Genomic DNA, 24,964 nt, shown 5'->3' on the forward strand with positions numbered 1-24,964 from the left:
GGCTGTGGCATGGGGTGCGGCGCTGGGTGTCCGCCAGTGTGCGGCAGCACAAAAGTCCGTGCGCCGCCACCACCGCGCAGTTGCCAGGCCAGGGCGACAGAGGTGTGCAGCAGGCAGGCGCTGAGCACGCCACAGAACAGCCAGTGCAGACGCTTCATGGTTGCGCCTCCAGGCTGTATTTGCTCGGGGCCCACTGCAACGGCACTTCCTGGGCACCTGCGGGCGGATCAAAATCAAAGCTGTGGGCGCTGATTGCCGGTTTGAGCTGCCAGGTAAAGTCGACGCTGTGACGCGGCTGCTCGGGTATGTCGCGACGGGTGATGGTCAGGCGGCACGGCAGGCGCTGTTCGCCGTCACGCAGCCACAGCTGCCAGTCGATAGCATCCTGACGCAAGGCGTAATGAACACAGCGCTGGCCGTCCAGCGTCTCACTGCCAATCAGCACGGCCGAACGCAAACCGGCCTGTCTGACGGTGTTGGCGTTCCAGCGAAACAGGTCGGCCAGCGGCAACTCGATGCCATAGCGACTATTGAGCAGGTCGATCAGTGCGTTGATGTTCGCCGGGGCGGGGGCGCTTGCGTAGTAGGGGCTGGGGCTCTGGTAGAGGGTGAAGCGCTTGCCGTTGTAATAGAGGGTGCGGTGTATGCCCTGATTGTCCACCGAGACCAGCAGCTTGTCCGGCTGTTGGGCCAGCAGTCGGGTGGTGTGCCGAAATTCGACGGTCTGGCCGTTATCCAGTACCTGGTCTGTCTGGCTGCGGGCCTCGACGCCAAACTGCCTGAGGCTGCGCAGGTAACTGCCCATCTGCTCCAGGGCCTGCACAGCCGCAGGCTCGATGGCGGACGGGTCGCCGGCGTGGGCGTGCAAGGCCAGGGCCAGTAACAGGCCTGGCACTACGCGACGTACCCGAGGCATGGTCACGACGCTTACCAGACGTACTGCATGCGCAGCGTCCAGGTGGCGATATCCGGTGAGCCTTTACGCTCGCTCACGGTGTCGGTATAGGCCAGCAGGCCGCCGAATTGGGGGGTGAGCATAAAGCCCATGCTGGCGCCTGCCAGGGTACTTTCCTGTTTGTTGTCCTGCCAGTCGCCGTCAATTTTTGTCTCGCCGCCCCGGCTATAGGTGGCGTCCAGCGAAGCCCAAAGGGCGCGGTTGAAGTTGTAGCTGTAATGGCCTTCGATGGCATACAGGGGTTTTTGTTCGAGCTTGCTGTTGCCCTGGTATTCATCGTTGGACCCGAACAACGACACCATGGTGTTGATCTCCAGCCAGGTGGGGCCTATGGGGGTGCCGAAACCCAGCTCGGGTTTGTACACCCAGCGATTGGCACCGATATTGATCACCCGGTTCTTGTCATAGTCGCCGGTGGGGGTGGTGACTGTCAGGGCTGCCGTGAGAAAGGTCTCGGGAGTCCATTTGGCGAACTCCTCCTTGCTCAGGGCGGGGCCGCCAAAGATGTTGTGTGCGAACACCAATTGGGTGTCACCCATGCCACCGTTGTGTTTGGTACCGGTGAAATAGCGGGCGTTGTCGAATGATGCGGATAGATCGGCGTAAGGCTGCAGGATCTCGAAGGCACTGTTGCGCCCGTCGATACCGAAGCTACGGGCATAACGCAGGATATACAGGTCGGCATTGAGGGACAGACCGTCGATGGGTAGCGAGGTGTCGATGGGGGTATTGGAGTCGACGCGGTTGTAATAGCCGAACAGCATGTTCAGGTCGGTGGGGGTGTTTTGCCAGTCACGGGCGTTGTCGGCCCAGCCTGCCAGCGGCGTCAGGATCAGGGTGAGGGCGGTAAAGCTGGCCTTGCGAGCGGTACTTGCTCCCATCGTAGTGCTCCTTCAATCGCTCTTTGGCGGTTTATCGTCCGATGCCCGGCGTGTTTATTTGTTTACTGAAGCTAGCAGCAACCGCGAAATTCGCTGGCTGGAGACGCAAATGCTGCTGATTCTGTGGGCTGGGTCTCTTTTAAATGACGAGCGGTTATAGGTGTTGCGCTCGGGGAGCAGGGTTGGTGTTGTTCAAATTTTTGCTTTTGCTGTAGCCACCCCCAGGAATGGATTTGTCCCCGGTGGTTTTAACTGCAATACCGGCGACATATTTTCTCTGTGGGACCAAGCCCATTCAGCGGACTACTGGTTATTTAGCCACCTATGGGCACTGGCTGCGTGATATCGTATTGACCTTTATCCAGAGGTTATCCAATGCGAATGCTGATTAGCGTCATGAGTCTGGCCATGCTGGCCGGTTGTGTGTCTCCTGCGATGGACACTGCCCGTAACCAAGCCCCGACCCGGGTGCTGGCTTCGGAAAAAGCCACGGCGCTGGTCGCCGAATGCATCAAGTTTTCCTGGCAGGATGAAAGCGTGTTCGGGGTCGATGCCAGTGCCTATATCAATAACGACAAGGCTGGCAAACAGACCGTCTACACCCGTGGCGCCGAGTCCTTTGCCGATCTGACGCCCCAGGGCACCGGCACGGCAGTGAGCTACTACGCCCAACAGCCGGGTGATGCTGCTGCCATGCGCCGCCTGGCGATGCTGGCGACATGCCTGTAACCGCGTAATGGACTTGAGGCAGGGCTTTGTCCTGACCCGGCACTGGCGTGATACGCCGTCGGGTATCGAGGTCGACTTCTGGTTGGCCACCGATGACGGGCCGCAGCAGGTGCGCCTGCCTTACCAAACCTGCACCGCGTTTATCCCCAAGATTCAGCTTGGCCAGGCCCAGGCTCTGCTGCAGAACGAGCGCGATATCGAATGGCGTGAGCTGGCGCTGTGTGATTTCCAGTCGCGCCCGGTGATCGGCCTCTACTGCCGCCAGCATGCCCAGTTGATGGACATCGCCCAGCGCCTGCGCCGCGCCGGGGTCGATGTGTACGAGGCCGATATACGCCCGCCGGAGCGGTTCCTGATGGAGCGTTTTATCACTGCGCCGGTGAGCTTTGGCGGCCGTGTACAGGGCGATGGCCCGCTGCTGGACGCCCGGATCAAGCCGCATCCCGACTATCGACCCCGTTTGAAACTGGTGTCCCTGGATATTGAAACCAGCGAGCAGGGCGATCTGTATTCCATTGCCCTCGAGGGCTGCGGTCAGCGTCAGGTGTATATGCTGGGCAAGGCCACCGCGGCCGATACCCCGGTGGATTTCGACCTGGAGTTCTGCTCCAGCCGCGGCGACCTGTTACTGCGTCTTAACCAGTGGATGGCCCGGCATGACCCCGACGCGATCATCGGCTGGAATGTGGTGCAGTTCGACATGCGGGTGTTGCACGAGCATGCCCGGCGCCTTGGTATCCCGTTGCTGCTGGGGCGTGGCAGCAGTGAAATGCAGTGGCGCGAACACGGCACGCGCAAAAACCATTTTTTCGCCAGTGCTGCGGGCCGCTTGATCATTGACGGCATCGAGTCGTTGCGCTCAGCGACTTGGTCGTTCCCGTCTTTCAGCCTGGAAAACGTCGCCCAGACCCTGCTTGGCGAAGGCAAGGACATCAGCACGCCGTATCAGCGCATGGACGAAATCAACCGCATGTTCGCCCACGACAAACCTGCGTTGGCGCGCTACAACCTCAAAGACTGCGAACTGGTCACGCGGATTTTCGCGAAAACCGAGCTGCTGACCTTTTTGCTGGAGCGCGCCTCGGTCACGGGGCTGGAGGCCGATCGCAGCGGTGGCTCGGTGGCGGCCTTTTATCACCTGTATATGCCGTTGATGCACCGTCAGGGCTTTGTCGCCCCCAATCTGGGGGACAAACCGCCCCAGGCCAGCCCCGGCGGCTTTGTCATGGAGTCCGAGCCGGGGTTGTATGAGTCGGTGCTGGTGCTCGATTACAAAAGCCTGTACCCGTCGATTATCCGCACTTTTTTGATTGACCCGCTGGGGCTGGTTGAAGGCTTGCGCGAGCCTGGCGATGAAACCTCGGTACCGGGCTTTCGCGGTGCGCGTTTCTCTCGCACCCGGCACTGCTTGCCGGCCATTATCGAGCGCGTGGCCAAGGGGCGCGAAGTGGCCAAGCGGGACAAAAACGCGCCCCTGTCACAGGCCCTGAAAATCATCATGAATGCGTTTTACGGGGTGCTGGGCTCCAGCGGTTGCCGGTTTTTTGATACGCGGCTGGCATCCTCGATCACCCTGCGCGGGCATGAAATCATGCTCAAGACCCGCGCACTGATCGAGGCCCGGGGCTATAGCGTGATCTATGGCGACACGGACTCCACCTTTGTCTGGCTGCGCAGTCAGCACAGTGAGGAGGACGCGGCGAGTATCGGCCGTGAGCTGGTGCAGTACGTCAACGACTGGTGGCAGGCCCATGTGCGTGACGAGTATGGGCTGACCAGCGCACTGGAGCTGCAATTCGAGACCCACTACAGCCGCTTTTTCATGCCCACCATTCGTGGCGCCGAAGAGGGCAGCAAAAAGCGCTATGCGGGGTTGGTGGTGCACGCCGACGGCCGTCGGGAGATGGTCTACAAGGGGCTTGAGACCGTGCGCAGCGACTGGTCACCGCTGGCCCGGCAGTTCCAGCAGGCGTTGTACCTGCGCATCTTCAATCGTCAGCCCTGGCAGGCCTACGTGCGTGACTTTGTGCGTGCCACCCTGGCGGGTGAGCATGATGAACTGCTGATCTACCGCAAGCGCCTGCGCCGCCCGCTCAGTGATTACGAGCGCAATGTGCCGCCCCATGTGCGGGCGGCGCGGCTGGCCGATGAATTTAACGACCGGCAGGGGCGGCCCCGGCAGTACCAGAATGGCGGGACGATCAGCTACGTGATCACCGTGGCCGGCCCCCAGCCGTTGGAGAACCGTACCGCAGAAGTGGATTACGAGCACTATCTGTCGCGTCAGCTGCAACCGGTGGCCGACGCGATTCTGGTGTTTGTCGATGACAATTTCAGCGCCCTGGTGGGCGGGCAACTGGGGTTGTTCTAAGCGTCGCTGGCAGGGCTGGCGGCGGCCTTGGAGCGGGCACGATCCTTGGCGGCCTTGGCTTCGGCGGCCAGGCATTCCAGGCAGAACTGCTCGGCATAGCTCATCAGGATTTCGGTGGTGTCGCCCTTGATCGTGCGGGACCCAGCGAGGATATAGCGCATGCGTTTTTCCGTGACCCCGAGGCGCAGGGCAATCCAGGCCGGGGTCTGGCCGATGCGGTCGACCAGTTTGTTGGCGTATTCGGTGGAGTGGTTGTAGCGTTCAGCGTTGGGAAACATAGGGGTTCCATGGGGCGGTAGGATGAAGCCGGAGGGCATGGTACTCCTTTTCACCCGCGCCTATGATTTTGCCTGCCCCGACGGTCACGACTTGACCGGCTTGATCAGACTCTCTGTCGGGATGCCAAACATCTCATGCAGCTTCCAGATCATGGGCAGGGTCAGGGAGCGCTTGCCGTTGAGCACTTCATACACCCGGTTCTGCCGGCCGATCGCAGGCACCAGGTCAGCCGCTGACAACCCGGACTGCTCCATCCTGAAGCGGATGGCATCCACCGGGTTGGGCAGGTCGACGGGAAAGTGCTTGGCTTCGTAGGCTTCGATCAGGGTGATCATGACCTCCAGGTAATCGCCCTCAGGTGTCCCGGGCTGCGGTTCATTGTCGAACAGCGGCGAAACCGACTTCAGTGCGTCTTTGTAGTCCTGCTCGGTGCGAATTGGACGAATATTCATGGCTTACTCCATTTCCACGGTGTTGGCATCGATGGCGTCGTACTGCTGGTGAGTGCCTGCGAATTTGATATAGATGGCGCTGAAGCGGCAGGCCACAGCTACCACGAGCCGATAGTCGTTACCTTTGATGTTGAACACGACCCGGTTGCTCTTGAGAATGCTGGCATGGCGAAACGGCGCCTTGATGTCGGCCGGCGTTTGCCAGTTTGCCTTTTTCGCTTCATCTATCCAGCAGAGGAAGGATTGCTCTGAGCCTGGGTGCTGTTGCCAAAAAATCTTGAGCTGACTGACTGCGATGATTCTCATAAAACGATCCTGGTCCCATGATGGGACTTTTGCAAGTTGGCTTTACGTCCTGTGCTGCTCAAATACCCTGCAACTCTCAGGAGCGCCAGTTTGAAAGCTTGAGCAAATATGAGCTGCGCCATTCAGGCCTCACTGCCCCCGGCATGGACTCTTCTGTAACAGCGAAAGACCCGGCCCAAGTCATGCCCGCCCGCTGTTTTATGAACTAGAGTTTCCCCCACTCACCAACAGACACGAGAGGGACTTTCATGACAGCGCTGGATGTTTTCTGGGTCGGGCTGAGGGGCGGGCTGGGCTCGCTGTTGCGCTGGTGGATCGGTTTGCGGGTAGGGCAGTTCTATAAGGGGCCGTTTCCGCTGGGTACATTTTTGATCAACGTCAGCGGCGCCTTTGTAATCGGTTACCTGAGCATCCTGTTTACCGTGGACTGGCGCGACCGCTACGGCGACTTCCTCAGCGCCGCGGTGCTCACCGGTATCCTGGGCGGTTACACCACATTCAGCAGCATGCAGCTGGATGCCTCGAAACTGGCCAAGGCCAGGGATCGTGCATGGGCCGCAGGTTATCTGATCATCTCGGTACTGGTCGGCCTGGCCGCCGCCGCTTTCGGCGCCTGGCTGGCGCGCTGACTCAGGAGTCACACCATGCTCAACATGATTATTCTGATTTTCGTCGGTGGTGCGTTCGGCGCCATGTGCCGCGAGTTCGTCATGCTCTCGGTGCCGCGCCTGGCCGATGGTTTTCCCATGGATATCTTTGTCGCCAATATCGTCGCCGCGTTCCTGCTGGGCGTGGCCACGTCGCTGTTCAAGAGCAACCGCATCAACCAGTACGTGCACGTGATGGTCGGCACCGGGATCATGGGCGGGTTATCCACGTTCTCCAGTTTCGTGTTTGGCGCAGTCGAGATGATGCAAGACCCGGGCAGTGTTTTTGTCTCCATCTGCTATCTGGTGATCAGCCTGGTAATCGGTTTTGCTGCCGTCGAACTGGGTCTGATTGCCGGGGCCAAGGTTACGCCGCTGCCTGCATCCGATACCCAGCAATAGGCCCTTGCAGCACCCATGAAAAAGCCCTCGTCAGAGGGCTTTTTTATCCTGCCAAGTCTCAGGCCAAAGACGTACGCTTGCCGAAGAACATCTCGGTGATCAGATCATTGTTGATTTGATCGCCCTGCAGGGTACGCACCAGCAACTCACTGCCCAGCAACGGCAACGACAGCACCATGGTCGGGTTGACGCATTTGACCTTGGGCATGTTCCGCGTTTCGTTGACCAGTGCGATGATCTGGGTTTCGTCGCCTGCCACTTCCTTGGCCGCGAGAATGGTGAACACGTTTTCGGCGTCGCTGTCGCACAGGGTGACGATGTACTTGGCGTCCGCTGCACCGGCCAGTTTCAGGGTCGACGCGGCCGACGGGTCACCTTCAATGATATCGGCCTTTTCCGGCAGGTCATGCTGGCTGCCGGCCGCGCATACCACCGTGACGTGTTCGCCGCGATCGGTCAGACCTTTGTAGACGTTTTGTGCCAGGGAACCAACGCCAACGAGGATGTAGTGATTTTTACGCGCCATATGGGTAATCCTGCCTTTAACAATACGTTGGATGTTGTTGCTGATCAGCGGGCCGGCAATGGACGCCACCGAAATCGCGAAGATGGTGATGCCCAGGATGATCACTGTCAGGGTGAAAAAACGCGCATCGGTGGTATGCGGGACGATGTCACCAAAGCCTACGGTGGACATCACCACGATGGCGAAGTAGAACGCCGATGGCAGGTCCGTCACCGGCGGTGCAAAGCCATCACCGATGTAGAGCGTGCCCAGCGTGCTGTAGACGATCAGTGAGGCGATGCTGACCACCGCAAAGAAGCTGCCCGAGGCCAGGCTGTAGTGGTCAAAACGGCGCCAATAGAAGGCCAGCACGGCAATGGTGACCAGCGAGAAGAAGGTCACGCCGTCAGGTTTTTTCAGAATGAAAAAATCCACGCAGACCGTGGCCACCAGCAGCAGCAGGGAAAAAAACCAGCTGATGCGTGACTTGATCAACAGCCCCAGTGACATCAGCAGGAGTACAAGCCCCACCACAAACCCGGGGATTTCCAGCAAGGCTAAAAAGCTTAATGCCTCCTTCCAGGTATCAAAGGAGCCGGATTTGGCATTGGCATGGGCAACGCCACGTTCCAGCACCGGCAGAAACAAAAGAAAGCCGTTGATCGCAACCAGCAAGGCGACCCCATAGGCAAAGGAGATCCGATTTTTTACGTCCTGTAATAAAGTCATGGCACCTACGACGCGTCAGTTAAGGGGTGAGGGGAGTGTAGGTCAGGTTTATCGGGCTGCCACCAGCAGCCCGTGTGCTTGAGCCTCTGATCAGGCGTTGGCAGGCAGTTGGTCATAGCCGCGGATGTAGTAATTGAGGGCCGAAATCAGCCAGCACAGGACAAACATCCCGATGATCCAGTAGCCAATCTCGCCGAAGTTTTCACTGATGGCATTGATCGGCGTCCATATCCCGCCGGTGAGTTGCAGTTTTTCGGCAATCAACCCCAGCGCTTCGACACCACCAATAAACAGGGCCACCACCACCGAGGCGGCAGTGATGGTGATGTTGTAGTAGAGCTTGCGCACCGGTTTGGAAAACGCCCAGCCGTAGGCACCGATCATCACGAAGTTGTCCAGTGAATCGATCAGGGCCATGCCCACCGCAAACAGCACCGGGAACACCATGATTGACCACAGGCTGATGCCGTGGGAGGCGCTGGTGGCGCTGATGCCCAGCAAGCCGATTTCGGTGGCAGTGTCAAAGCCCAGGCCAAACAGAAAGCCCACCGGGTACATGTGCCAGCTTTTGTTAACCAGGTTGAACACCCGACCAAAAATTCGCGCCATCAGGCCACCCTGGTGGGTGGTGATCAGGTCCAGTTCTTCGGGGGGCAGGGTGTGGCCGGCCTTGACCTGTGTGAACTTCTTGTACACCGAGATCAGGATGACCAGGTTGAGCACGCCGAACAGCAGCAGGAATACCGAGGACACCAGGGTGCCGATCAGGCCGCCGGTTTCATGGAACCACTCCATATCGTCCTTGAACGCCATTGCCGTGGCCGCAATCGCGAAAGACGCCAGCACCACAATGGTCGAATGCCCCAGGGAGAACCAGGTGCCTACGGCTATCGGGCGTTTGCCCTGTTGCATCAGCTTGCGGGTGACATTGTCGATGGCGGCAATATGGTCGGCGTCCACGGCGTGGCGCAGGCCGAAGCCGTACGCGAGCAATGCGGTGCCCATCAAGACCGGGTTGTTGCCGAACTCGATAAAGGCCCAGGCCCAAGCCAGCAGGTTGGCCACGATCAGGCCGGTCAGCAGATAAATGGCGCGCCGTGTAGTGTTCGACGGCTCGGCATTTGTCAGGGGGTAGGCAATCGCGGTCATGGAAAGACTCCGGCAAAGGGATCGAAATTATTGGCGGTGGGCCGGCATGACGTCTTTGTTGGGCACCAGAAACAGCCAGGAAGCCAGTACAAAGGGCATGGTCAATGTCGGGATGCCAACCGGGGCCAGTACTGTATTCAAGGCGCCTTGCACAAATACAGTGAAAACCACGCCAATCAGGGTGTAGATCAACACGCGCCAGCTGGGCTTGTTGAAGGTCGAGCCCAGGGCGATGGCAGTCAGCACGGCGCTGAAGGCATACAGGCCGTTATTGATGCTGGCGTGTTCGGCTTGCAGCACCACGGCCACCAGCACCGCCAGCAGCGAGCCCAGCAGGCCGAACACCGCGGCCCACAACGATGACACCGCCAACCCGGCGAGAAACAGCACGCTGCCGATCACCGTGCTGATCAAGAACACTTCGGAGATCCCGTAGAACGTGCTCTTGAACAGGTCGATGCCATCGAACAGGCTGGTGTTGTACGCGACCAGATCATGGGGCAGGTTGGGCACGGGCAGGGCGCTGGTGTTCAGGCCGCCAAAGGCATAGCTGGCCAGCAGCATGGTCCAGGTCACCAGCACGAAGGGCGCCGTGAGGGCGGCGACTTTCCAGGTCTTCAGAATATCGGCGATGCAGATGGTGACGATTACCGAGACCACGCTGCCGAGGATAATACACAGCCACAGGATGGGTGTGACGGCGAGGAAGGTAGGCAGGGCAGCGCCGACCAGGCAGCCGTTATAGCCGTAGAGGCCGGCCTTCCAGGAAGTGCGGTCCTTGAGGTGCATACCGGTAAGGGTTGCCACGACCGTGCCCAGCACACTGCCGAAGGTCATGGCCGGGTTGCCTTCGCCAAACGCGCCGACAAAAATGGCGGCAAAAAACAGTAGCCCGGTCAGCGGGTTATTCTGGAACATGACCTGAGCACAACCACGCAGGGTGACGTCGATAAACTCAAGGACGACGTTGCCATCCACGATTTTCGACCACTTGGATGCAGCTTCCATATTGACTCTCCCAATTGAGCATTTGGCCAGGATCAGCTTGCGTAGCAGCTGCCATAGGAACGAGGCTGCGTTCGGCGGCGCAGCCGTCGCAAAATCAGGCACTGCGGTGTGCCAGTCAAACCCTGCCCTCAGGAATTACGACGGCTGCGCCGCCGGACGCAGCCTCGTTCCTTCGGCAGCTGCTACACAGCTACTTCCACAAAAACGCGGGTTGCAGGGTCACGCCCAGGATTTCTTCGCGGGCCACCTTCCAGAACTCGCGGATTTGCGCCTTGACCTCGCCACTGTCGTTGCCCAGCACCTTGAATATCAGCCCGCAGTCGTTGGGCAGGCGGGTCACCCCGCTGGCCAGCCCGGCCTGCATGTCAAACAGCGCCGGGATGCGCTCGACAATCCGGTCGTGATGCTCCCTGGGCGTGAGCAATACCACGTTGCCGAACACATCGAAGGTCTGCATCACGCCAATGGCGTCCAGGCTCTCTTTTTTTGGCTCAAGAATGTACTTCTCGACAAACAGCTCGCGACCCTCGAGGTTCTCGGCGCGCACCCGGGAGGAGTACACGTCAAAGCCGAAACGCTCATCCACATGATGATACTTGCGCCCCGACATCAGGATTTCGCAGTAGATGGCCGTCGCCGTGGGGTGGATCCTGATTTGCGTGTCGGTGATAAACCGTGCATTGCGATGGGGGATCAGCGGGTCGGGCATAAACTCCAGGTAGCCGCCTTCTTCGATCGTGAAGTGCTGGATTTGCGAGGCGTAGTTGGCATTCATCGAATGCACTTTGGTCGCCGACTGGGTGGTGACGTGCCCGCAGGCACCCACCCCCACGTTGACATCAGTGGCCAGGCGGTCGCCCTGCAGCACGCAGCCCGAAGTTGAAATCATGGTCACACAGGGCAGCTCGGGCATTTCCTCGTCCCAATACAAGGCCCGTTGCACCAGCGATGGTACGCGGCGCTCCATGTCCGCCAGCACGCTGCGGTTACCGCGCTTTTCAAAACCCAGGCGCAGGTAGCCGCTTTTACCCACGGCACCGCTGTGCATTTGCGCCGGTTCGTCCTGGTACTGCGACAGCTCCGGCGCATCAATGCCGAGTGAGTGAGCGCGTAGCCGTGACGGGTTGTTCACGATCTGGCTCTGCGCTGTCATGCACTGACCCCGCTTTTGACCGCCGGTTTTTGTGCGAACAGGAACATGTGCTCGATCATGTCCACCAGTTCTTCAATGCCCTGACCGGTCTTGCAGTTGGTGAGGATATACGGGCGGTTGCCGCGTACCACTTTGGTGTCGCTTTCCATCACATCAAGGCTGGCGCCAACGTAGGGGGCGAGGTCGATCTTGTTGATGATCAGGATATCGGCCTGCACCAGCCCCGGGCCATTTTTGCGCGGGATTTTCTCGCCTTCGGCGACGTCGATCACGTAGATATAAAAGTCGGCCAGGGCCGGACTGAAGGTCAGGGTCAGGTTGTCGCCGCCGCTCTCGATCATGATCAGGTCGCTGTCGGGGAACTTCTCTTCCATTTCCTCGACCGCGGCAATGTTCATGCTCGGGTCTTCACGCACTGCGGTGTGCGGGCAGGCACCCGTTTCCACACCGAGGATCTTGTCTTCATCGAGGATACCCTTGAGGGTACGTTTGACCTGTTTGGCATCTTCGGTAGTGACGATATCGTTGGTGATGATCAAGGGCTTGTAGCCACGGTTGATCAGGATCGGAGTGATCACTTCGATGATCGCGGTTTTACCTGAACCGACCGGGCCGCCAATACCAATACGAGTAATCTTTTTCACGGTTATTTCCTTACCAGATAGGGGAGCGGAAGCTGCGTCGACACATGCCGACGCAGCCCGGGGTGTCAGTTCATGAATAGCCGTACATGTGCCTTGACGTGCACGGCGGCGAGCACATCGACTATCGGGACATAGGAGGACATCTGCTCGATATCGCCGACTTCGGCGATATCGCAGAACGCTTCAATGTCGTGGTTGAGTTCGAACAGGATGTGCTGGGTGTCCAGGTGCGTGACCCGCATCAGGCGCATGGTCGCGCTGAGGATGGTCATGGCCACGCCGTACTGGTGCATCACCACGACCTCACGGGCACCGATGCCCTGGGTCGACATCACCACGGCCTGGGTGACGGGGTAGGTGCCTGCCGCGTTGCCGGCCTTGATCTGTTCAAGCCACCAGCGCACCAGCGGTTTTTCGACGACATGGATCGACATTTCCGCCAGTTTTTTGCCCATGCGCGTGGCCATCAACCGGCTTTCTTCATTGAGCTTGCGGTTATTCACCGCCCAGTCGGCGCGTAAAATGCCGTCGCGGTCTTCTGCCACGGCAGCCCGGTGCGCAGCGACCACGCCCATGCCGTCACAGCTGGCCGCCTGCTTGAGGGCGGTGAGCACAAAACCCTTCAGGGTCGGGACATCGTGCACGATGCCTTTTTGAATGGCCGATTCCACGCCGTTGGAGAACGAAAAGGCACCGACCGGCAATACGGAATCGCCAAACTGCATGATGCGAATTAGATCTGATGCGTTCATCTATGCGCCTTCTTGCCGGGTTCAGTGCTTATGGCTGTGAAACGTATGGCCGTTGTCGTGACTGTGACTGTGTGCGTCATGGCTGTGCACGCCCTGGATCTTCAGGGCGGCAGCGTCCAGCTTGTCTTGCGGGCTGGCCACGTGAACATGGGTGTCGGTTTCTTCGGCACCGCCAAACAGCAGGCGCGCCTCGGATGTGGTCAGAAGCGGCAGGATTTCGGCGCCGCCAACAAAAGCGTACGGCAGGTGTTGAAAGCCGTGGGTGCGCATCACCGAGTCCATCATTTTGGTTTCGACGGTGAGCGGGATATAGACCTCGTTGTTTTTGGTCACGGCTTTCCAGTGCTGGTTGCCGAGGGCATGGCCCAGCTCGAAGCTGGTTTTGATCAGCACGTCCAGGGGCTGTTTTTTCAGCTCCTTGAGATCGATGACCATCACGTCGCGCAGGTTCAGTTGCACCACCACGGCGGTGTTGGAGCCTTCATCCCAGAGCAGCACATCGCCGTCCGAGAGCACCACGTTACGTTCCAGCGAAATGCCCAGGTCAAGACCGCCGAGGCTGGTGCGTCGGCAGCGACTTTTTTGCGCTTCACGCTGGTCGAGCACCAGCAGGTCAACCTTGGCGCCTTCGAGTTTGTGTTGCCAGTGCGGGTCTTTCTTGGCGTTGCCGAGTATGTGTTCAATCAAAATCACGTCGCAAACTCCTTCCCTGAATCATGTGCCGGGCGTGTGCCACCGGGTGCAGGTGCCCCCGGTAGCGGCCCGTTCAGGCATTAGCCAAAGAAATAACGCTGGTTCATGGTGGCCACATCGATGGGCTTGCACGTGGCGTGTACGCCGTCGACTTTTACCGCGAAAGTTTCCGGATCAACATCGATATGCGGGGTCTGGTCATTGCGCACCAGGTCCTTTTTGGACACGGTGCGGCAACCGCGCACCGCCATGACCTGACGCTCCAGCCCGGCCTTTTCTTTCACCCCGTCTTCCAGCGCCGCTTGCGACACGAAGGTCACGCAGGTGTCTTGCAGGGACTTGCCGAAGGCACCGAACATCGGACGGTAGAACACCGGCTGCGGGGTTGGCAGAGAGGCGTTCGGGTCACCCATGGCGGCCCAGTTGATCATGCCGCCCTTGATCACCATTTTCGGTTTGGCCCCGAAGAAGCGCGGATCCCACAGCACCAGGTCGGCCATCTTGCCGACTTCCACCGAGCCCAGCACATGGCTGATACCCTGGGCCAGTGCCGGGTTGATGGTGATTTTGGCCACGTAACGCAGCACCCGGAAGTTGTCGTTATCGGCGCTGTCTTCCGGCAGTTTGCCACGCGACACTTTCATCGCATGGGCGGTTTGCATCACCCGCAGCCAGTTTTCACCGACCCGGCCCATGGCCTGGGAGTCACTGGAAAACATGGAGATCACGCCCATGTCCTGCAGCACGTTTTCGGCGGCAATGGTTTCCGGGCGTACGCGGCTTTCAGCAAACGACACGTCAGCCGGCACGTTCGGGTTGAGGTTGTGGCAGACCATGATCATGTCGAACAGCTCGGCCTGGCTGTTGACGCCGTAGGGCAGGGTCGGGTTGGTCGAGCTTGGCAGTACGTTGCTCTGGCTGGCCACCTTGATGATGTCGGGGGCGTGACCACCACCGGCGCCTTCCGTGTGGAAGGTGTGAATGGTGCGACCTTCGAAAGCATCGATGGTGTCTTCGACGTAGCCACATTCGTTCAAGCTGTCAGTGTGCACCGACACCTGCACGTCCATCTCGTCGGCGGTACGCAGCGCATGGCGCAGTGCGTTTGAGGTTGCGCCCCAGTCTTCGTGAACCTTGAGCCCGGCGACACCGGCGATGATCTGTTCGGCCAGCGGCTCGCGGCCAAAAGAGTTGCCCTTGCCCAGCATGCCGACGTTGATCGGCAGCCCTTCGAGCGAACGTAGCATCTGGCGGATGTTCCAGGGGCCGGCAGTCACGGTGGTGCCGTTGGTGCCATCGGTAGGGCCGATACCGCCGCCGAAGAAGGTGGTAATGCCGTTGGACAGCCCGTGATAAGCCTGCTGCGGCGAGATCAAGTGAATGTGGGTGTCGATCCCGGCTGCAGTCAGGATCAGGTGCTCGCCGGAGATGGCGTCGGTGCTCACACCCACGACCAGGCCGGGGGTCACGCCGCTCATGATGCCCGGGTTGCCGCTTTTGCCGATCCCGACGATCTTGCCGTCACGGATACCCACGTCGGCTTTGATTACGCCCTGGATCGCGTCGATGATGGTGACGTTGGTGATAACCAGGTCCAGTACGCCGTTGTCGCGGGTCAGGGTATTGTCGGCGCCCATGCCGTCGCGCAGGGATTTGCCGCCGCCGTAAACGGATTCTTCACCGTAACCGCGCAGGTCCTTTTCAATCTCGACAAACAGGTTGGTGTCACCCAGGCGGATTTTGTCGCCCGTGGTTGGGCCGAACAGGCCTGCGTATTCTTTGCGTGAAATGGTTGGCATCGGTGGCTCCTTTTCTAATGCCGCGCGAGCGTCAATGGTTCAACGGCGCGAGTGCAAAGTATGAGAATGCGTGGTTACTTGTCGTTGACGGGCTTGGACGGCTTGGCCGGCTCGGAGAACTTGAAGCCGCGATCGACTGCGCGCTGGATGGCCTGCAGTTTTTCCGGGCGCTCATGGTTGCTGGTGAGCTTGTCCGGTACCCAGCCATCGACCAGGTTGTTGAAGCCGTAAAGCGTTTGCTTGCCACCGTAGGGGATCAACGGCACTTCGATTTCGTCGCCCGGCTCGAAGCGGATGGCTGTGGTGGCCGTGATGTTCAGGCGCTTGCCAAAGGCGGCGGCGCGGTCGAATTCCAGGGCACGGTTGACTTCAAAGAAGTGAAAGTGCGAGCCGATCTGGATCGGACGGTCACCGGTGTTGCGCACCTTTACCTTGGTGACGGGGCGGTCTTCGTTAAAGGTGATGGGCGTGCTGGCGTAAATCGTGCCGCCCAGAGGCACATCGGCTTCATTGCCCTTGCTGACGCCACCGGGGTTCTTGGCGTGGGGGATGCTGTGGTTCGGGTGAGTATCCTGGTGCGGGCCTGCTGTCTCTTTGGTGCTCATGACTGATTCCTCAAAACGTGAAAGTTTTGCGTTTACCGGGTTTAAAGCAGACGGTTACTTGATCGGGTCGTGGACCGTGACCAGACGACTGCCGTCGGTGAAAATCGCTTCAACCTGAACGTTGGGAATAAGGTCGCTGACGCCTTCCATCACGTCATCCTTGGTGAGTACTTTGCTGGCCTCGGTCATCACATCCTCAACCGACTTGCCATCGCGTGCGCCTTCCAGGGCGGTCACGGTGATAATTGAAACAGCCTCTGGATAGTTCAATTTCAAGCCGCGAGCCTTGCGCCGGAATGCGACGTCCGATAGGGTGTAAACCATCAGCTTTTCGACTTCTCTGGGGGTGAGCTGCATAAGCCCTCCTATCTACAGTGCGGTAAGAATTAACGTTCTGGAGTGCCGCTCAGGCGTGCGCGCATGCAAAACACTCCACACGATGGGTACGTGTGAAGGCGGGTTGACGTGTGAGTGGGGTTTTTTAATGCCTGTTGTCGTTTCATAAGCTCAACCGTTCAAATCCATTAATACGGGTGCGAGCAGAGCCTAGACCATAATTTCAGGCAGGCCAGGTGTTGCAGGCGTGCGGGTCAGAGGCTGTTGACACGAAATGAAATCCAAGGATTTGTTAAAAACTTCATATAAAACAATTTGTTATATGTTTTGAGTTTGTGGTTTAAGCGTCGTTAATCGCTGAAAATTCCATGTTTATGTACGAAGAATCTTCATCTTTAGTGCGATAAGTCATCTAAATGAGTCGGATGTAACTTTTTGCTGTGGGTGTTACGTTATTTTTCGTCGGGCAACTTGTCGTTTTTAAACAAATGCCGATGGCCGCAGTGGTACAGCGCGGCATGCAACTGGTCATTGAGTTCGGTCAATTGCCTGAGCATCTCCAGGCTTAGCCAGACATAGGCATAAAAGGGTGTCTCGGTGATCTTGCCGTCCAGGCTCTTGAGCACAAGCTCCTTGAGATCGTGGGCTTTCTGGCGCAGTTCGCCGCTGATCTGGTTGTTGGAAATGCCCATACACAGCTTGTTCTGCAGCGATTCGAGCGCTTGCGGGATCAACTGGTGCAGACCGTTCAAGGCGGGCTCGCTTTCGATCAGCAGGTGGCTTTCCCGTGATGACCAATACGCATCGATCATCAGGCTCATGGTGGCCAGCAGGTTGCGGTGCAGGGTTTGCAGGGACTCGAACACTTGTGGCTTGAGGTTGCTTTCGTTGCTGGCAGGGGTGATGTAGTTGCGCAACTTGATGACCGCGTCCAGTTCGTTCTTCAGTTGATCATCCAGATTGGGGCGTTCGGGGATTCGCGGGGAGAAGTATTGCGAGTACAGGGTATTGATCTTGCCCAGGCTCTCGCTGAACTTGATCCGCAGGTCGGTATAGGCCCGCTGTGGGTAAATGCTGGTGTAGAGCATGGCCAACAAAGAACCTGCCAGCACATAGCCGCTGCGGGTGAGTGCCGACTCCATGTCATTGGGCGGGGCGCAGCTGACCACCGCCAGGGTTGCTCCGATCAGCAGGGCCATATAGGGGTGTTTGCCCAGGGTCAGGTAGCCGGCAATAAACATCATCACCGCGCACCAGAGCAGCATCAGGCTAAAAGAGTGCATCTCCAGATACAGCGCCACCAGCCCGGACAGCGCGCCCAGTACTGTGCCGCCGGTACGCTGCAGGGCCCGGGAGAATACGTTGCCCCAGTAGGGCTGTGGTCCCATGACAATGAGCATGGTGATCAGGGCATAGGAGGCGCCGTCGAGCTTGAAGAAGCGGATGACAACAAAGGTAATCAGGAACGCCAGGCTGATGCGGGTGGCGTGGATCCAGCGGTAATTTTTGCAGACCAACTGTTCCAGATTCGAAATCTTTTTACCCAGCCGCATAAAGTCCCCAATTGCTGTAGTGGATTGGGCTGGCAGCGTAGTTCAGGTCTGGCGGGTCCACCACTGGGGATGGCTCTATCGTGGGGCAGGAAAAGCGGCAGGCGTAAAAAAGGCCATTACCATCATGGGGATCCGGTAATGGCCAAAAATCTCAACCAAAGAGAGCGTCAGGCGCAAACCTGACGAACGGCAATGTATCAATGCCACTCTTAGTTAGCTAGCTAAGAGTGAGCGAAACTGTTTTACCTGCTGCGCAACAATGGTGCATTGCTGGTTGGCTAGGCAGGGGGAGCGTTAGCCGATACCCTTTGCTCCATGCAAATACCTGACTTGAATCTACTGGTTACCTTGAATGTCTTGCTCGAAGAGGGCTCTGTGGTGGGTGCTGCCCGACGCATGAACCTGAGTGCCCCGGCCATGAGTCGCACCCTGACCCGGATTCGCGAGGTATTGAACGACCCCATTCTGGTGCGTTCAGGGCGTGGCCTGGTGCCCACGCCCCGTGCACTGGAGTTGCGTGAACAGGTGCGCGGTGTGGTGGAGCTGGCGCACGGGGTGTTCACCCAGAGCCAGAACAGTGATTTGCGTGAGCTGGAGCATACGTTCAGCATTCGCGCCAATGACGTGTTTTTTGGTGTGTATGGCGCAGCACTGCGCCAGCAAATGGCCCTGGAGATGCCCAAGGCTACGTTGCGGGTGGTACCTGAGGGTTTTACTGATGACGAGGCACTGAATGAAGGTCGCATTGACCTGACTATCTGCGCCACTAACCGCTTCAGCCCGGATATCAAGGTCCAGAGGCTGTTTACCTGTCCGTTTGTGGGGTTGGCACGGGAAGGGCATCCGATTTTCGATGAGCCCGTTACGGCCCGGCGCTTTGCCAGTTTTGACCACATCAGTGTGTCCCGCAGGGGCCATGCCCGCGGGCCGATTGATGCGCTGCTGGCCGAACTGGGGCTGGAGCGTCGGGTGTCGTTTACCACGCCGACGTTCTACTCGGCGATTTTTGCCCTGGCAGGGGAGGATCTGATCCTGCCGCTGATGCCCCAGGTGCTGCTCAAAAACCTGGAGCCACTGGGCCTCAAACTGCGCCCGTTCGAGCTGCCGATCACCCTGCAGCCGGTGGATATTGTCCAGGCCTGGCATCCGCGGCTGGATAACGACCATGCCCACCGCTGGCTGCGTCGTACCCTCAAGACCTTTTGCGACAACGCGGTGATTTGACCGCAACCTCTGTAGCCGCTGCCGAAGGAACGAGGCAGCTGCTACGGGGAGGGAGTCAACATTACAATGGTTGCGTCTGACGCACTCCACAGTTAGTTATTTATCAATTTTTATAGCTATGCCGGCTGATTAAACTTTCTGTCATCTATCAAGACGACGGAGTCAGCCATGTATTGGCGGTTTGACCATGGGCGCAGTCTGGCGCCTGGAGCTGCGCTGTGACGGCGCTGGTTGCGGGTGCTGTGGCTCCCACCCCGGCCCCGGCCAGCAGTGCGGCGTTTGGCCTGCGGATTTTTACCGGTCTGCTGGGCGTTTTGCTGGCCGTGCTGGTGTCGGGGTTCAACGAAAATGTCACCAAGGTGGCCATGCCCGATATCCGCGGGGCGATGGGTATCGGTTATGACGAAAGCACCTGGCTGCTGGCGGTGTATTCGGCCACGTCCATCAGTGCCATGGCCTTTGCGCCGTGGTGTGCAGCCACCTTTTCCCTGCGCCGTTTTACCCTGTGTGCCATCGGCGCCTTTTTACTGTTGGGCATTCTTTGCCCTCTGGCTCCGAATGTTGATGCGCTGATGCTGCTGCGCACCTTGCAAGGCTTTGCCGGTGGGGCCTTGCCGCCGATGTTGATGTCAGTGGCGTTGCGCTTCCTGCCGCCGGGCATTCGCCTGTATGGCCTGGGCAGTTATGCGCTGACGGCCACTTTCGGGCCCAGCTTCGGCACGCCGTTATCGGCCTGGTGGGTGGAGTACGCCGGGTGGCAATGGGCGTTCTGGCAAATCATCCCCCTGGGCCTGTTGTCGATGGCCTGCGTGGCCTGGGGCTTGCCGCAAGACCCGTTGCGTCTGGAGCGTTTCAAGCAGTTTGACTGGCGCGGCCTGCTCCTGGGTTTGCCGGGGTTGATCATGCTGGTACTGGCGCTGGAGCTGGGTCAGCGCCTGAACTGGTTCGAGTCGCCGATGATCCGTTTTTTTATCGTCGCCGGCACGGCCCTGATGGTGCTGTTCTTTATCAATGAGTGGTCCCATCCGCTGCCGTTTTTCAAGCTGCAACTGCTGAAAATCCGCAATCTTGCCCATGCATTGTTGACGCTGGGCGGGGTGTTGTTTGTGTTGCTGGCAGTGATCAATATTCCGTCCAGTTACCTCGCTCAGGTGCAGGGCTATCGCCCCCTCGAAACCGCGCCGGTGATGTTGCTGGTGGCCTTGCCGCAATTGATTGCGCTGCCACTGGTCGTTGCGTTGTGCAATCTGCGCTGGGTCGATTGTCGCTGGGTGCTGGCCATTGGTCTGGGGTTGCTGGCGCTGGCCTGCGGCATCGGTTCGCAAGTTACCTCGGTGTGGAACCGGGAAAATTTTTACAGCTTGCAGGCGATACAGATCATCGCCCAGCCCATGGCAGTGATTCCTCTGCTGATGCTCGCCACCGGCGGCCTGAACCCGGCGGATGGCCCGTTTGCATCGGCCTGGTTCAACACCGTCAAAGGGTTTTCGGCGGTGGCAGCAAGCAGTGTGCTGGGGGTGCTGACGCTCAATCGCGAGCACTATCACTCAACCATGTTGCTCGATCGGCTGGGCAACTCGCCGCTGGTCAATTCCGGCACAGACCTGGCGCGCCGGGTTCATCAGCAGGCCGTGGTGCTGACCAGTTCCGATCTTTATCTGTACATGGCCGTCCTGGCGCTTTTTCTGATTGTGTTAATTCCTTTTGGCCCCACGCGGATCTACGCGCCGGGCACAGCTGCTGGAGTTGTGAAATGAGTACAACAAACGGGCGCAAGCCCTGGGTTCTGGTCGGCGCAGTCGCGTTGGCAGTGATCGTGCTGTACGGGTTGTGGCGGTTGGTCTTTGCCACGGGCACCGTGCAGAACACCAATGATGCCTTTGTCAGCGCCGATTACACCTTGATTGCGCCAAAAGTGGCGGGGTTTATCGACGAGGTGCTGGTGCAGGATAACCAGCCGGTCAAGGCCGGTCAGTTGCTGGCGCGGATCGATCCGCAGGACTACCGCGCTGCCGTGCAGGCTGCGCAAGCCAGCGTGGCGACGGCACAGGCACAACGGGTCAATGCCCTGGCGATGCTGGAACGCCAGCGTTCGTTGATCGAGCAGGCCAAGGCCACGGTCGATGCGGATCTGGCGCAAGTCGAATTTGCCGAGCATGAGTTGCAGCGTTATCAGCATCTGGCCGGGCAGGGCGCAGGCACGCTGCAGAACTCCCAGCAGGCGAAAAACCGTTCGCTCACCGCGCGTGCCGAGTTGGCACAGCACAAGGCTGCACTGGAAGCTGCTCGCCAGCAAACCCGGGTGCTGGCCGCCCGGGCTACGGCCGCGCAAGCCTCGGTGCAGTATGCCGAGGCCTTACTGGCACGGGCCGATCTGGACTTGTCGCATACACAACTGCTGGCACCGTTTGACGGTGTGGTGGGGCGTCGCAGTGTGCGCCTTGGCGCTTACGTCAAACCCGGCGACACCGTGCTGGCGGTGGTGCCGCTGGCCGACGCCTATGTGGTGGCCAACTTTCTCGAGCACCAGCTCACCCACATGCAGGCAGGGCAGCGTGTGACGATCAAGGTCGACAGTTTTCCGGGGCAGACCCTGCAAGGCACCGTGGACAGCATCGCCCCGGCCACGGGGGTGACGTTCTCGGCGATTGCTCCGGATAACGCCACGGGCAACTTCACCAAAGTGGCGCAACGTATTGCGGTGAAAGTCACTCTGGATCACGGGCAGTTACTGGCCAGCCAATTGCGCCTGGGGATGTCGGTGGATGCCTCCATCGACACGGCAATGGCTCACGATCAGCAGGTCAGCACTCGATGAACAAAACTGCAGTGGCCCTGGCTGTGGCCTGTTACAGCGTACTGAGCCTGAGTGGTTGCGTGGTCGGCCCGGACTTCAAGGCTCCCGTGCCCAAGTTGCCTGCGAACTGGGCGTCGGTACCCACTGAGGCGGGGCACAACCATGCGCTGCAAACAGCGGTGGACCTGCACTGGTGGGACCGTTTCGGCGACAGGCAATTGTCGGCGCTGGTGCGCGAGGCGCAGCAGCGCAACTTTGATGTGCAACTGGCTGCAAGCCGCTTGCAACAAAGCCTGGCTATCCGCCGTCAGATCAACGCCGACACCTTGCCCGAGGTCGGTGCAACGGCGGCTTACAGTCGGAGCCGTAACAGCCAGAAAGGTTTGAGTGACCCTTCCGGGCACAGTGGCAAGCAGGCTTTCAACCTGTGGAATGGTGGCCTTGGGTTCAGTTGGGAGGCTGACCTCTGGGGCCGGGTCAAGCGTTCGGTGGAAGCGGCTGATGCCTCGGTACAAGTGGCGGTGCAGGACCGTAACGCGGTGCAACTGTTGGTGATCGTGCAGACCGCGCAGCACTATATTCAGTTGCGCGGCACTCAGCAGGCATTGGCCGTGGTGGAGCAAAACCTGCAAATCGCCCGCCGCAGCCTGGAACTGACCCGGTTGCAGCTGCGGGAGGGCGTGGCTACGGATTTGCAGGTGTCTGAAGCTGGCGCCCAAGTGGCCGAGATCGAAGCACGTCAGGCCCCCTTGCAGCAACGCAGTGCACAGTTGATCAATGCTCTCGGCTTGCTGCTGGCCCGCGAGCCAAGAGCCTTGCAGGCGCAATTGAGCGCAGCGGCAGGGGTGCCGGCCTATGGCGCCGATGTGCCGATCGGTCTGCCCAGCGAATTGGCGCAACGGCGGCCCGATATTCGTCGTGCCGAGGCCCGATTGCATGCAGCCACTGCAGCGATCGGCATGGCCGAGGCGGACTTCTATCCGCGGATTACCCTGTCCGGCAGTATCGGTTTTCAAGCCACGCAGCTGTCGGATCTGGGCAGTTGGGGCTCGCGCAATTTTGCATTCGGCCCGGGCTTGAGCGTACCGGTGTTCGAGGGCGGGCGTTTGCAGGGGGCCTTGCAGTTGCAGGAAGGGCGCCAGCAGGAGGCGGGCATTGCCTACCAGCAAACCGTATTGCGCGCCTGGCATGAGGTGGACGATACGCTGGTGGCGTATCAGGCCAGCCAGCGCCGGCGCGACAGCCTGCAGCAGGCGGTGATGCATAGCCAGCGGGCGCTGGACAGCGTGCACCAGCAATATGCCCAGGGTACGGTGGACTTTCTCAACGTACTCACGGTGCAAAACGCGTTGCTGGCCAACGAAGCGGCGCTGGTGGACAGCACTGCGCAGGTCTCGTTGTCCCTGGTGGATGTGTTTGCGGCGCTGGGTGGGGGGGGGCAGGGCTAGCTGCTTGCAGATTCTGGTGGGAGCGGGCGCATTGACGAAGTTATCCCGGCAAACCGCAGTGCCGGCATCGCAGGCAAGCCAGCTCCCTCAGGTAATGAGTGATTGCCCACAGGTTTTGCTATGCTCGCGCCTTCGACCGCAAACGCCAATATAGGCGTGCCCCGTTCATATTGAGCCTATTTATGTCTGCCGATACCCAAGCCACAACGGTGCGTTTTTCCCGTTCCGACTACAGAACCCTGGGCCTTGCTGCCCTGGGCGGGGCGCTGGAGATCTACGATTTTATCATTTTCGTGTTCTTTGCCCTGACCCTCAGCCAGCTGTTTTTCCCCCCGGACATGCCCGAATGGCTGCGTCTGCTGCAAAGCTTCGGGATTTTTGTGACCGGCTATCTGGCGCGTCCGCTGGGCGGGATTCTGATGGCGCATTTTGCCGATCACCTGGGGCGCAAACGGGTATTCAGCCTGAGCATCCTGATGATGGCGCTGCCCTGCCTGCTGATCGGCATCATGCCCACTTACGTCGAAATCGGTTACTTCGCCCCGCTGATCCTGCTGGCCCTGCGCATCCTGCAGGGCGCAGCGGTCGGTGGCGAAGTACCCAGTGCCTGGGTGTTTGTGGCCGAACATGCGCCGGCCGGTCGCCGCGGCTTTGCCCTTGGTTTTTTGCAGGCCGGGCTGACTTTTGGTTACTTGATCGGGGCCTTGACCGCCACACTGCTGGCACAGCTGTTTACCCCGGCAGAAATCCTCGATTACGCCTGGCGCTTTCCGTTCCTGCTCGGTGGCGTGTTCGGGGTGATTGGCGTGTGGTTGCGCCGTTGGCTCAGTGAAACGCCGGTGTTTCTGGCCCTGCGTGAACGCAAAGAGGGTCGGGCCGAGTTCCCCTTGCGCACAGTATTGCGCGAGCACCGAGCTTCATTGCTGCCGGCAGCGCTGCTGACCTGCGTGCTCACCAGTGCCGTTGTGGTGTTTGTGGTTATCACGCCGACCGTGATGCAGCAGCGCTTCGGCATGGCTGCCAGCCATACCTTTGCGTTGAGCAGCCTGGGTATCGTATTTTTGAATATAGGCTGTGTGCTGGCCGGGTTGATCGTTGACCGTATCGGCGTATGGCGCAGCATCGCACTGTACAGTCTGCTGCTGCCGCTGGGCATTGGCGTGTTGTATGCCAGCCTGGTCGGGGAGTGGGTTTTGCCCGGCCTGGCCTATGCGTTCGCCGGCTTGACCTGCGGGATTGTCGGGGTGGTGCCGTCGGTGATGGTCGGACTGTTCCCGGCCCCGATCCGGGTTTCGGGGATTTCCTTTACCTATAATATCGCCTATGCGCTTTGGGCAAGTACCACGCCGTTGCTGCTGATCGCGCTGATGCCGTGGAGTCCCTGGGTGTGCCTGGGGTTTTGTGCGCTGATGGGGCTGGTGGGCCTGTCAACTGCATGGCGTTACGGTTTCAGCGGTGTTACAGCGGTTGAGAGGCGTTTGCTGGCCAAGGCCGAAATGTAGTGCGAAGACCTTCTGTCATCCGGGTGATTGCTGGCTCTAATAGGA

The 24,964-nt window shown here is 59.4% G+C and carries 24 protein-coding genes and 1 pseudogene; 9 read left to right on the top strand and 16 right to left on the bottom strand.

Features of this window, described 5'->3' with window-relative positions; translation table 11 throughout:
• Positions 1–154: 154 nt before the first annotated feature.
• Both GHO03_RS10910 and GHO03_RS10915 read right to left on the bottom strand, forming a co-directional pair.
• Positions 155–916 (bottom strand): DUF2092 domain-containing protein, encoded by a 762-nt coding sequence (locus GHO03_RS10910; protein WP_153381084.1) that lies wholly within the window; start codon positions 914–916, stop codon positions 155–157.
• 11 nt (positions 917–927) lie between these two features.
• Complete coding sequence (locus GHO03_RS10915; RefSeq protein WP_153399812.1) at positions 928–1,836, bottom strand: transporter; 909 nt, start codon at positions 1,834–1,836, stop codon at positions 928–930.
• A 375-nt stretch (positions 1,837–2,211) separates the two neighbouring features.
• Here GHO03_RS10915 and GHO03_RS10920 point away from each other — a divergent pair, with 375 nt between their 5' ends.
• Together GHO03_RS10920 and GHO03_RS10925 are read left to right on the top strand one after the other, a co-directional pair.
• Positions 2,212–2,565, top strand: coding sequence for a hypothetical protein (locus tag GHO03_RS10920; RefSeq protein ID WP_178084364.1), 354 nt, complete (start codon positions 2,212–2,214; stop codon positions 2,563–2,565).
• A gap of 7 nt (positions 2,566–2,572) precedes the next feature.
• Entirely contained in the window at positions 2,573–4,936 is a 2,364-nt protein-coding gene (locus tag GHO03_RS10925; protein WP_153381074.1) for a DNA polymerase II, read from the top strand.
• On the opposite strand, the gene GHO03_RS10930 is transcribed toward GHO03_RS10925, so the two are convergent.
• The 3 genes from GHO03_RS10930 to GHO03_RS10940 form a co-directional block, all read right to left on the bottom strand.
• The gene (locus GHO03_RS10930; protein ID WP_016781210.1) at positions 4,933–5,214 is read right to left on the bottom strand and encodes a hypothetical protein; all 282 of its coding nucleotides are present in this window, start codon (positions 5,212–5,214) and stop codon (positions 4,933–4,935) included. The genes GHO03_RS10925 and GHO03_RS10930 overlap by 4 nt on opposite strands.
• 84 nt (positions 5,215–5,298) lie before the next feature.
• Positions 5,299–5,667, bottom strand: coding sequence for a type II toxin-antitoxin system HigA family antitoxin (locus GHO03_RS10935; RefSeq protein ID WP_130871582.1), 369 nt, complete (start codon positions 5,665–5,667; stop codon positions 5,299–5,301).
• Positions 5,668–5,670: 3 nt separating this feature from the next.
• Positions 5,671–5,973: a type II toxin-antitoxin system HigB family toxin gene (locus tag GHO03_RS10940; protein ID WP_153381076.1), complete on the bottom strand. Its 303-nt coding sequence runs from the start codon at positions 5,971–5,973 to the stop codon at positions 5,671–5,673.
• Between the two features lie 248 nt (positions 5,974–6,221).
• Between GHO03_RS10940 and GHO03_RS10945 the strand changes: the two genes are divergently transcribed.
• Complete coding sequence (locus tag GHO03_RS10945; RefSeq protein ID WP_153399814.1) at positions 6,222–6,602, top strand: CrcB family protein; 381 nt, start codon at positions 6,222–6,224, stop codon at positions 6,600–6,602.
• 15 nt (positions 6,603–6,617) lie between these two features.
• A complete protein-coding gene (crcB, locus tag GHO03_RS10950; RefSeq protein WP_153381078.1) occupies positions 6,618–7,022 on the top strand; it encodes a fluoride efflux transporter CrcB in 405 nt (134 codons plus the stop codon).
• A gap of 58 nt (positions 7,023–7,080) precedes the next feature.
• Here crcB and kch read toward each other — a convergent pair whose 3' ends face one another.
• The 11 genes and pseudogenes from kch to GHO03_RS11005 all read right to left on the bottom strand — a co-directional run bounded on the left by kch (position 7,081) and on the right by GHO03_RS11005 (position 17,948).
• Positions 7,081–8,256, bottom strand: a complete 1,176-nt coding sequence (kch, locus tag GHO03_RS10955) for a voltage-gated potassium channel protein (protein WP_153399816.1) — start codon at positions 8,254–8,256, stop codon at positions 7,081–7,083.
• Positions 8,257–8,346: 90 nt separating this feature from the next.
• Positions 8,347–9,405 (bottom strand): HoxN/HupN/NixA family nickel/cobalt transporter, encoded by a 1,059-nt coding sequence (locus GHO03_RS10960; protein ID WP_153381080.1) that lies wholly within the window; start codon positions 9,403–9,405, stop codon positions 8,347–8,349.
• A gap of 27 nt (positions 9,406–9,432) precedes the next feature.
• Positions 9,433–10,413: an urea transporter gene (gene yut, locus GHO03_RS10965; RefSeq protein ID WP_153399818.1), complete on the bottom strand. Its 981-nt coding sequence runs from the start codon at positions 10,411–10,413 to the stop codon at positions 9,433–9,435.
• A gap of 190 nt (positions 10,414–10,603) precedes the next feature.
• Positions 10,604–11,566 carry an urease accessory protein UreD gene (locus tag GHO03_RS10970; RefSeq protein ID WP_095000480.1) on the bottom strand — a complete coding sequence of 321 codons (963 nt, stop codon included), beginning with the start codon at positions 11,564–11,566 and terminating at the stop codon, positions 10,604–10,606.
• Positions 11,563–12,210, bottom strand: coding sequence for an urease accessory protein UreG (gene ureG / locus GHO03_RS10975; RefSeq protein ID WP_016781201.1), 648 nt, complete (start codon positions 12,208–12,210; stop codon positions 11,563–11,565). The genes GHO03_RS10970 and ureG overlap by 4 nt, the downstream gene beginning before the upstream one ends.
• Before the next feature lie 65 nt (positions 12,211–12,275).
• Positions 12,276–12,962 carry an urease accessory protein UreF gene (locus GHO03_RS10980; protein ID WP_153399820.1) on the bottom strand — a complete coding sequence of 229 codons (687 nt, stop codon included), beginning with the start codon at positions 12,960–12,962 and terminating at the stop codon, positions 12,276–12,278.
• Positions 12,963–12,983: 21 nt separating this feature from the next.
• Positions 12,984–13,655 (bottom strand): hypothetical protein, encoded by a 672-nt coding sequence (gene ureE, locus GHO03_RS10985; protein WP_095018078.1) that lies wholly within the window; start codon positions 13,653–13,655, stop codon positions 12,984–12,986.
• An 80-nt stretch (positions 13,656–13,735) separates the two neighbouring features.
• Positions 13,736–15,454 (bottom strand): urease subunit alpha, encoded by a 1,719-nt coding sequence (locus GHO03_RS10990; protein ID WP_095000477.1) that lies wholly within the window; start codon positions 15,452–15,454, stop codon positions 13,736–13,738.
• Between the two features lie 203 nt (positions 15,455–15,657).
• Positions 15,658–15,954, bottom strand: a pseudogene (locus GHO03_RS25830) (urease subunit beta); the annotation flags it as partial.
• Positions 15,955–16,113: 159 nt separating this feature from the next.
• On the bottom strand, positions 16,114–16,416 hold the full coding sequence (locus tag GHO03_RS11000; RefSeq protein ID WP_016781195.1) for an urease subunit gamma: 303 nt from the start codon (positions 16,414–16,416) through the stop codon (positions 16,114–16,116).
• A gap of 431 nt (positions 16,417–16,847) precedes the next feature.
• Positions 16,848–17,948, bottom strand: a complete 1,101-nt coding sequence (locus GHO03_RS11005) for an FUSC family protein (RefSeq protein WP_095000476.1) — start codon at positions 17,946–17,948, stop codon at positions 16,848–16,850.
• Between the two features lie 315 nt (positions 17,949–18,263).
• Between GHO03_RS11005 and GHO03_RS11010 the strand changes: the two genes are divergently transcribed.
• The 5 genes from GHO03_RS11010 (at position 18,264) to GHO03_RS11030 (ending at position 24,919) form a co-directional block, all read left to right on the top strand.
• Positions 18,264–19,172 (top strand): LysR family transcriptional regulator, encoded by a 909-nt coding sequence (locus GHO03_RS11010; protein WP_153399822.1) that lies wholly within the window; start codon positions 18,264–18,266, stop codon positions 19,170–19,172.
• 218 nt (positions 19,173–19,390) lie between these two features.
• A complete protein-coding gene (locus tag GHO03_RS11015) occupies positions 19,391–20,929 on the top strand; it encodes an MFS transporter (RefSeq protein WP_372241729.1) in 1,539 nt (512 codons plus the stop codon).
• Positions 20,926–21,990 carry an HlyD family secretion protein gene (locus GHO03_RS11020; protein WP_153379289.1) on the top strand — a complete coding sequence of 355 codons (1,065 nt, stop codon included), beginning with the start codon at positions 20,926–20,928 and terminating at the stop codon, positions 21,988–21,990. The genes GHO03_RS11015 and GHO03_RS11020 overlap by 4 nt, the downstream gene beginning before the upstream one ends.
• On the top strand, positions 21,987–23,417 hold the full coding sequence (locus tag GHO03_RS11025; protein WP_153399824.1) for an efflux transporter outer membrane subunit: 1,431 nt from the start codon (positions 21,987–21,989) through the stop codon (positions 23,415–23,417). The genes GHO03_RS11020 and GHO03_RS11025 overlap by 4 nt, the downstream gene beginning before the upstream one ends.
• 182 nt (positions 23,418–23,599) lie before the next feature.
• The gene (locus tag GHO03_RS11030) at positions 23,600–24,919 is read left to right on the top strand and encodes an MFS transporter (RefSeq protein ID WP_153399826.1); all 1,320 of its coding nucleotides are present in this window, start codon (positions 23,600–23,602) and stop codon (positions 24,917–24,919) included.
• Positions 24,920–24,964: the final 45 nt, after the last annotated feature.

It is taken from the genome of Pseudomonas sp. FSL R10-1339 (assembly GCF_009600545.1).
Lineage (GTDB): Bacteria > Pseudomonadota > Gammaproteobacteria > Pseudomonadales > Pseudomonadaceae > Aquipseudomonas > Aquipseudomonas bubulae.

Coding starts and splice junctions, on each gene's coding strand:
- GHO03_RS10940 (WP_153381076.1), bottom strand. CDS start 5,973: ATGAGAATCATCGCAGTCAGTCAGCTCAAGATTTTTTGGCAACAGCAC.
- kch (WP_153399816.1), bottom strand. CDS start 8,256: ATGACTTTATTACAGGACGTAAAAAATCGGATCTCCTTTGCCTATGGG.
- GHO03_RS11005 (WP_095000476.1), bottom strand. CDS start 17,948: ATGCGGCTGGGTAAAAAGATTTCGAATCTGGAACAGTTGGTCTGCAAA.
- GHO03_RS11025 (WP_153399824.1), top strand. CDS start 21,987: ATGAACAAAACTGCAGTGGCCCTGGCTGTGGCCTGTTACAGCGTACTG.
- GHO03_RS10980 (WP_153399820.1), bottom strand. CDS start 12,962: ATGAACGCATCAGATCTAATTCGCATCATGCAGTTTGGCGATTCCGTA.
- GHO03_RS10930 (WP_016781210.1), bottom strand. CDS start 5,214: ATGTTTCCCAACGCTGAACGCTACAACCACTCCACCGAATACGCCAAC.
- GHO03_RS10915 (WP_153399812.1), bottom strand. CDS start 1,836: ATGGGAGCAAGTACCGCTCGCAAGGCCAGCTTTACCGCCCTCACCCTG.
- GHO03_RS10935 (WP_130871582.1), bottom strand. CDS start 5,667: ATGAATATTCGTCCAATTCGCACCGAGCAGGACTACAAAGACGCACTG.
- GHO03_RS11030 (WP_153399826.1), top strand. CDS start 23,600: ATGTCTGCCGATACCCAAGCCACAACGGTGCGTTTTTCCCGTTCCGAC.
- GHO03_RS10945 (WP_153399814.1), top strand. CDS start 6,222: ATGACAGCGCTGGATGTTTTCTGGGTCGGGCTGAGGGGCGGGCTGGGC.
- yut (WP_153399818.1), bottom strand. CDS start 10,413: ATGGAAGCTGCATCCAAGTGGTCGAAAATCGTGGATGGCAACGTCGTC.
- GHO03_RS11000 (WP_016781195.1), bottom strand. CDS start 16,416: ATGCAGCTCACCCCCAGAGAAGTCGAAAAGCTGATGGTTTACACCCTA.
- GHO03_RS10990 (WP_095000477.1), bottom strand. CDS start 15,454: ATGCCAACCATTTCACGCAAAGAATACGCAGGCCTGTTCGGCCCAACC.
- GHO03_RS10910 (WP_153381084.1), bottom strand. CDS start 916: ATGCCTCGGGTACGTCGCGTAGTGCCAGGCCTGTTACTGGCCCTGGCC.
- GHO03_RS10920 (WP_178084364.1), top strand. CDS start 2,212: ATGCGAATGCTGATTAGCGTCATGAGTCTGGCCATGCTGGCCGGTTGT.
- GHO03_RS10970 (WP_095000480.1), bottom strand. CDS start 11,566: ATGACAGCGCAGAGCCAGATCGTGAACAACCCGTCACGGCTACGCGCT.
- GHO03_RS10960 (WP_153381080.1), bottom strand. CDS start 9,405: ATGACCGCGATTGCCTACCCCCTGACAAATGCCGAGCCGTCGAACACT.
- crcB (WP_153381078.1), top strand. CDS start 6,618: ATGCTCAACATGATTATTCTGATTTTCGTCGGTGGTGCGTTCGGCGCC.
- GHO03_RS11020 (WP_153379289.1), top strand. CDS start 20,926: ATGAGTACAACAAACGGGCGCAAGCCCTGGGTTCTGGTCGGCGCAGTC.
- GHO03_RS11010 (WP_153399822.1), top strand. CDS start 18,264: ATGCAAATACCTGACTTGAATCTACTGGTTACCTTGAATGTCTTGCTC.
- GHO03_RS10925 (WP_153381074.1), top strand. CDS start 2,573: ATGGACTTGAGGCAGGGCTTTGTCCTGACCCGGCACTGGCGTGATACG.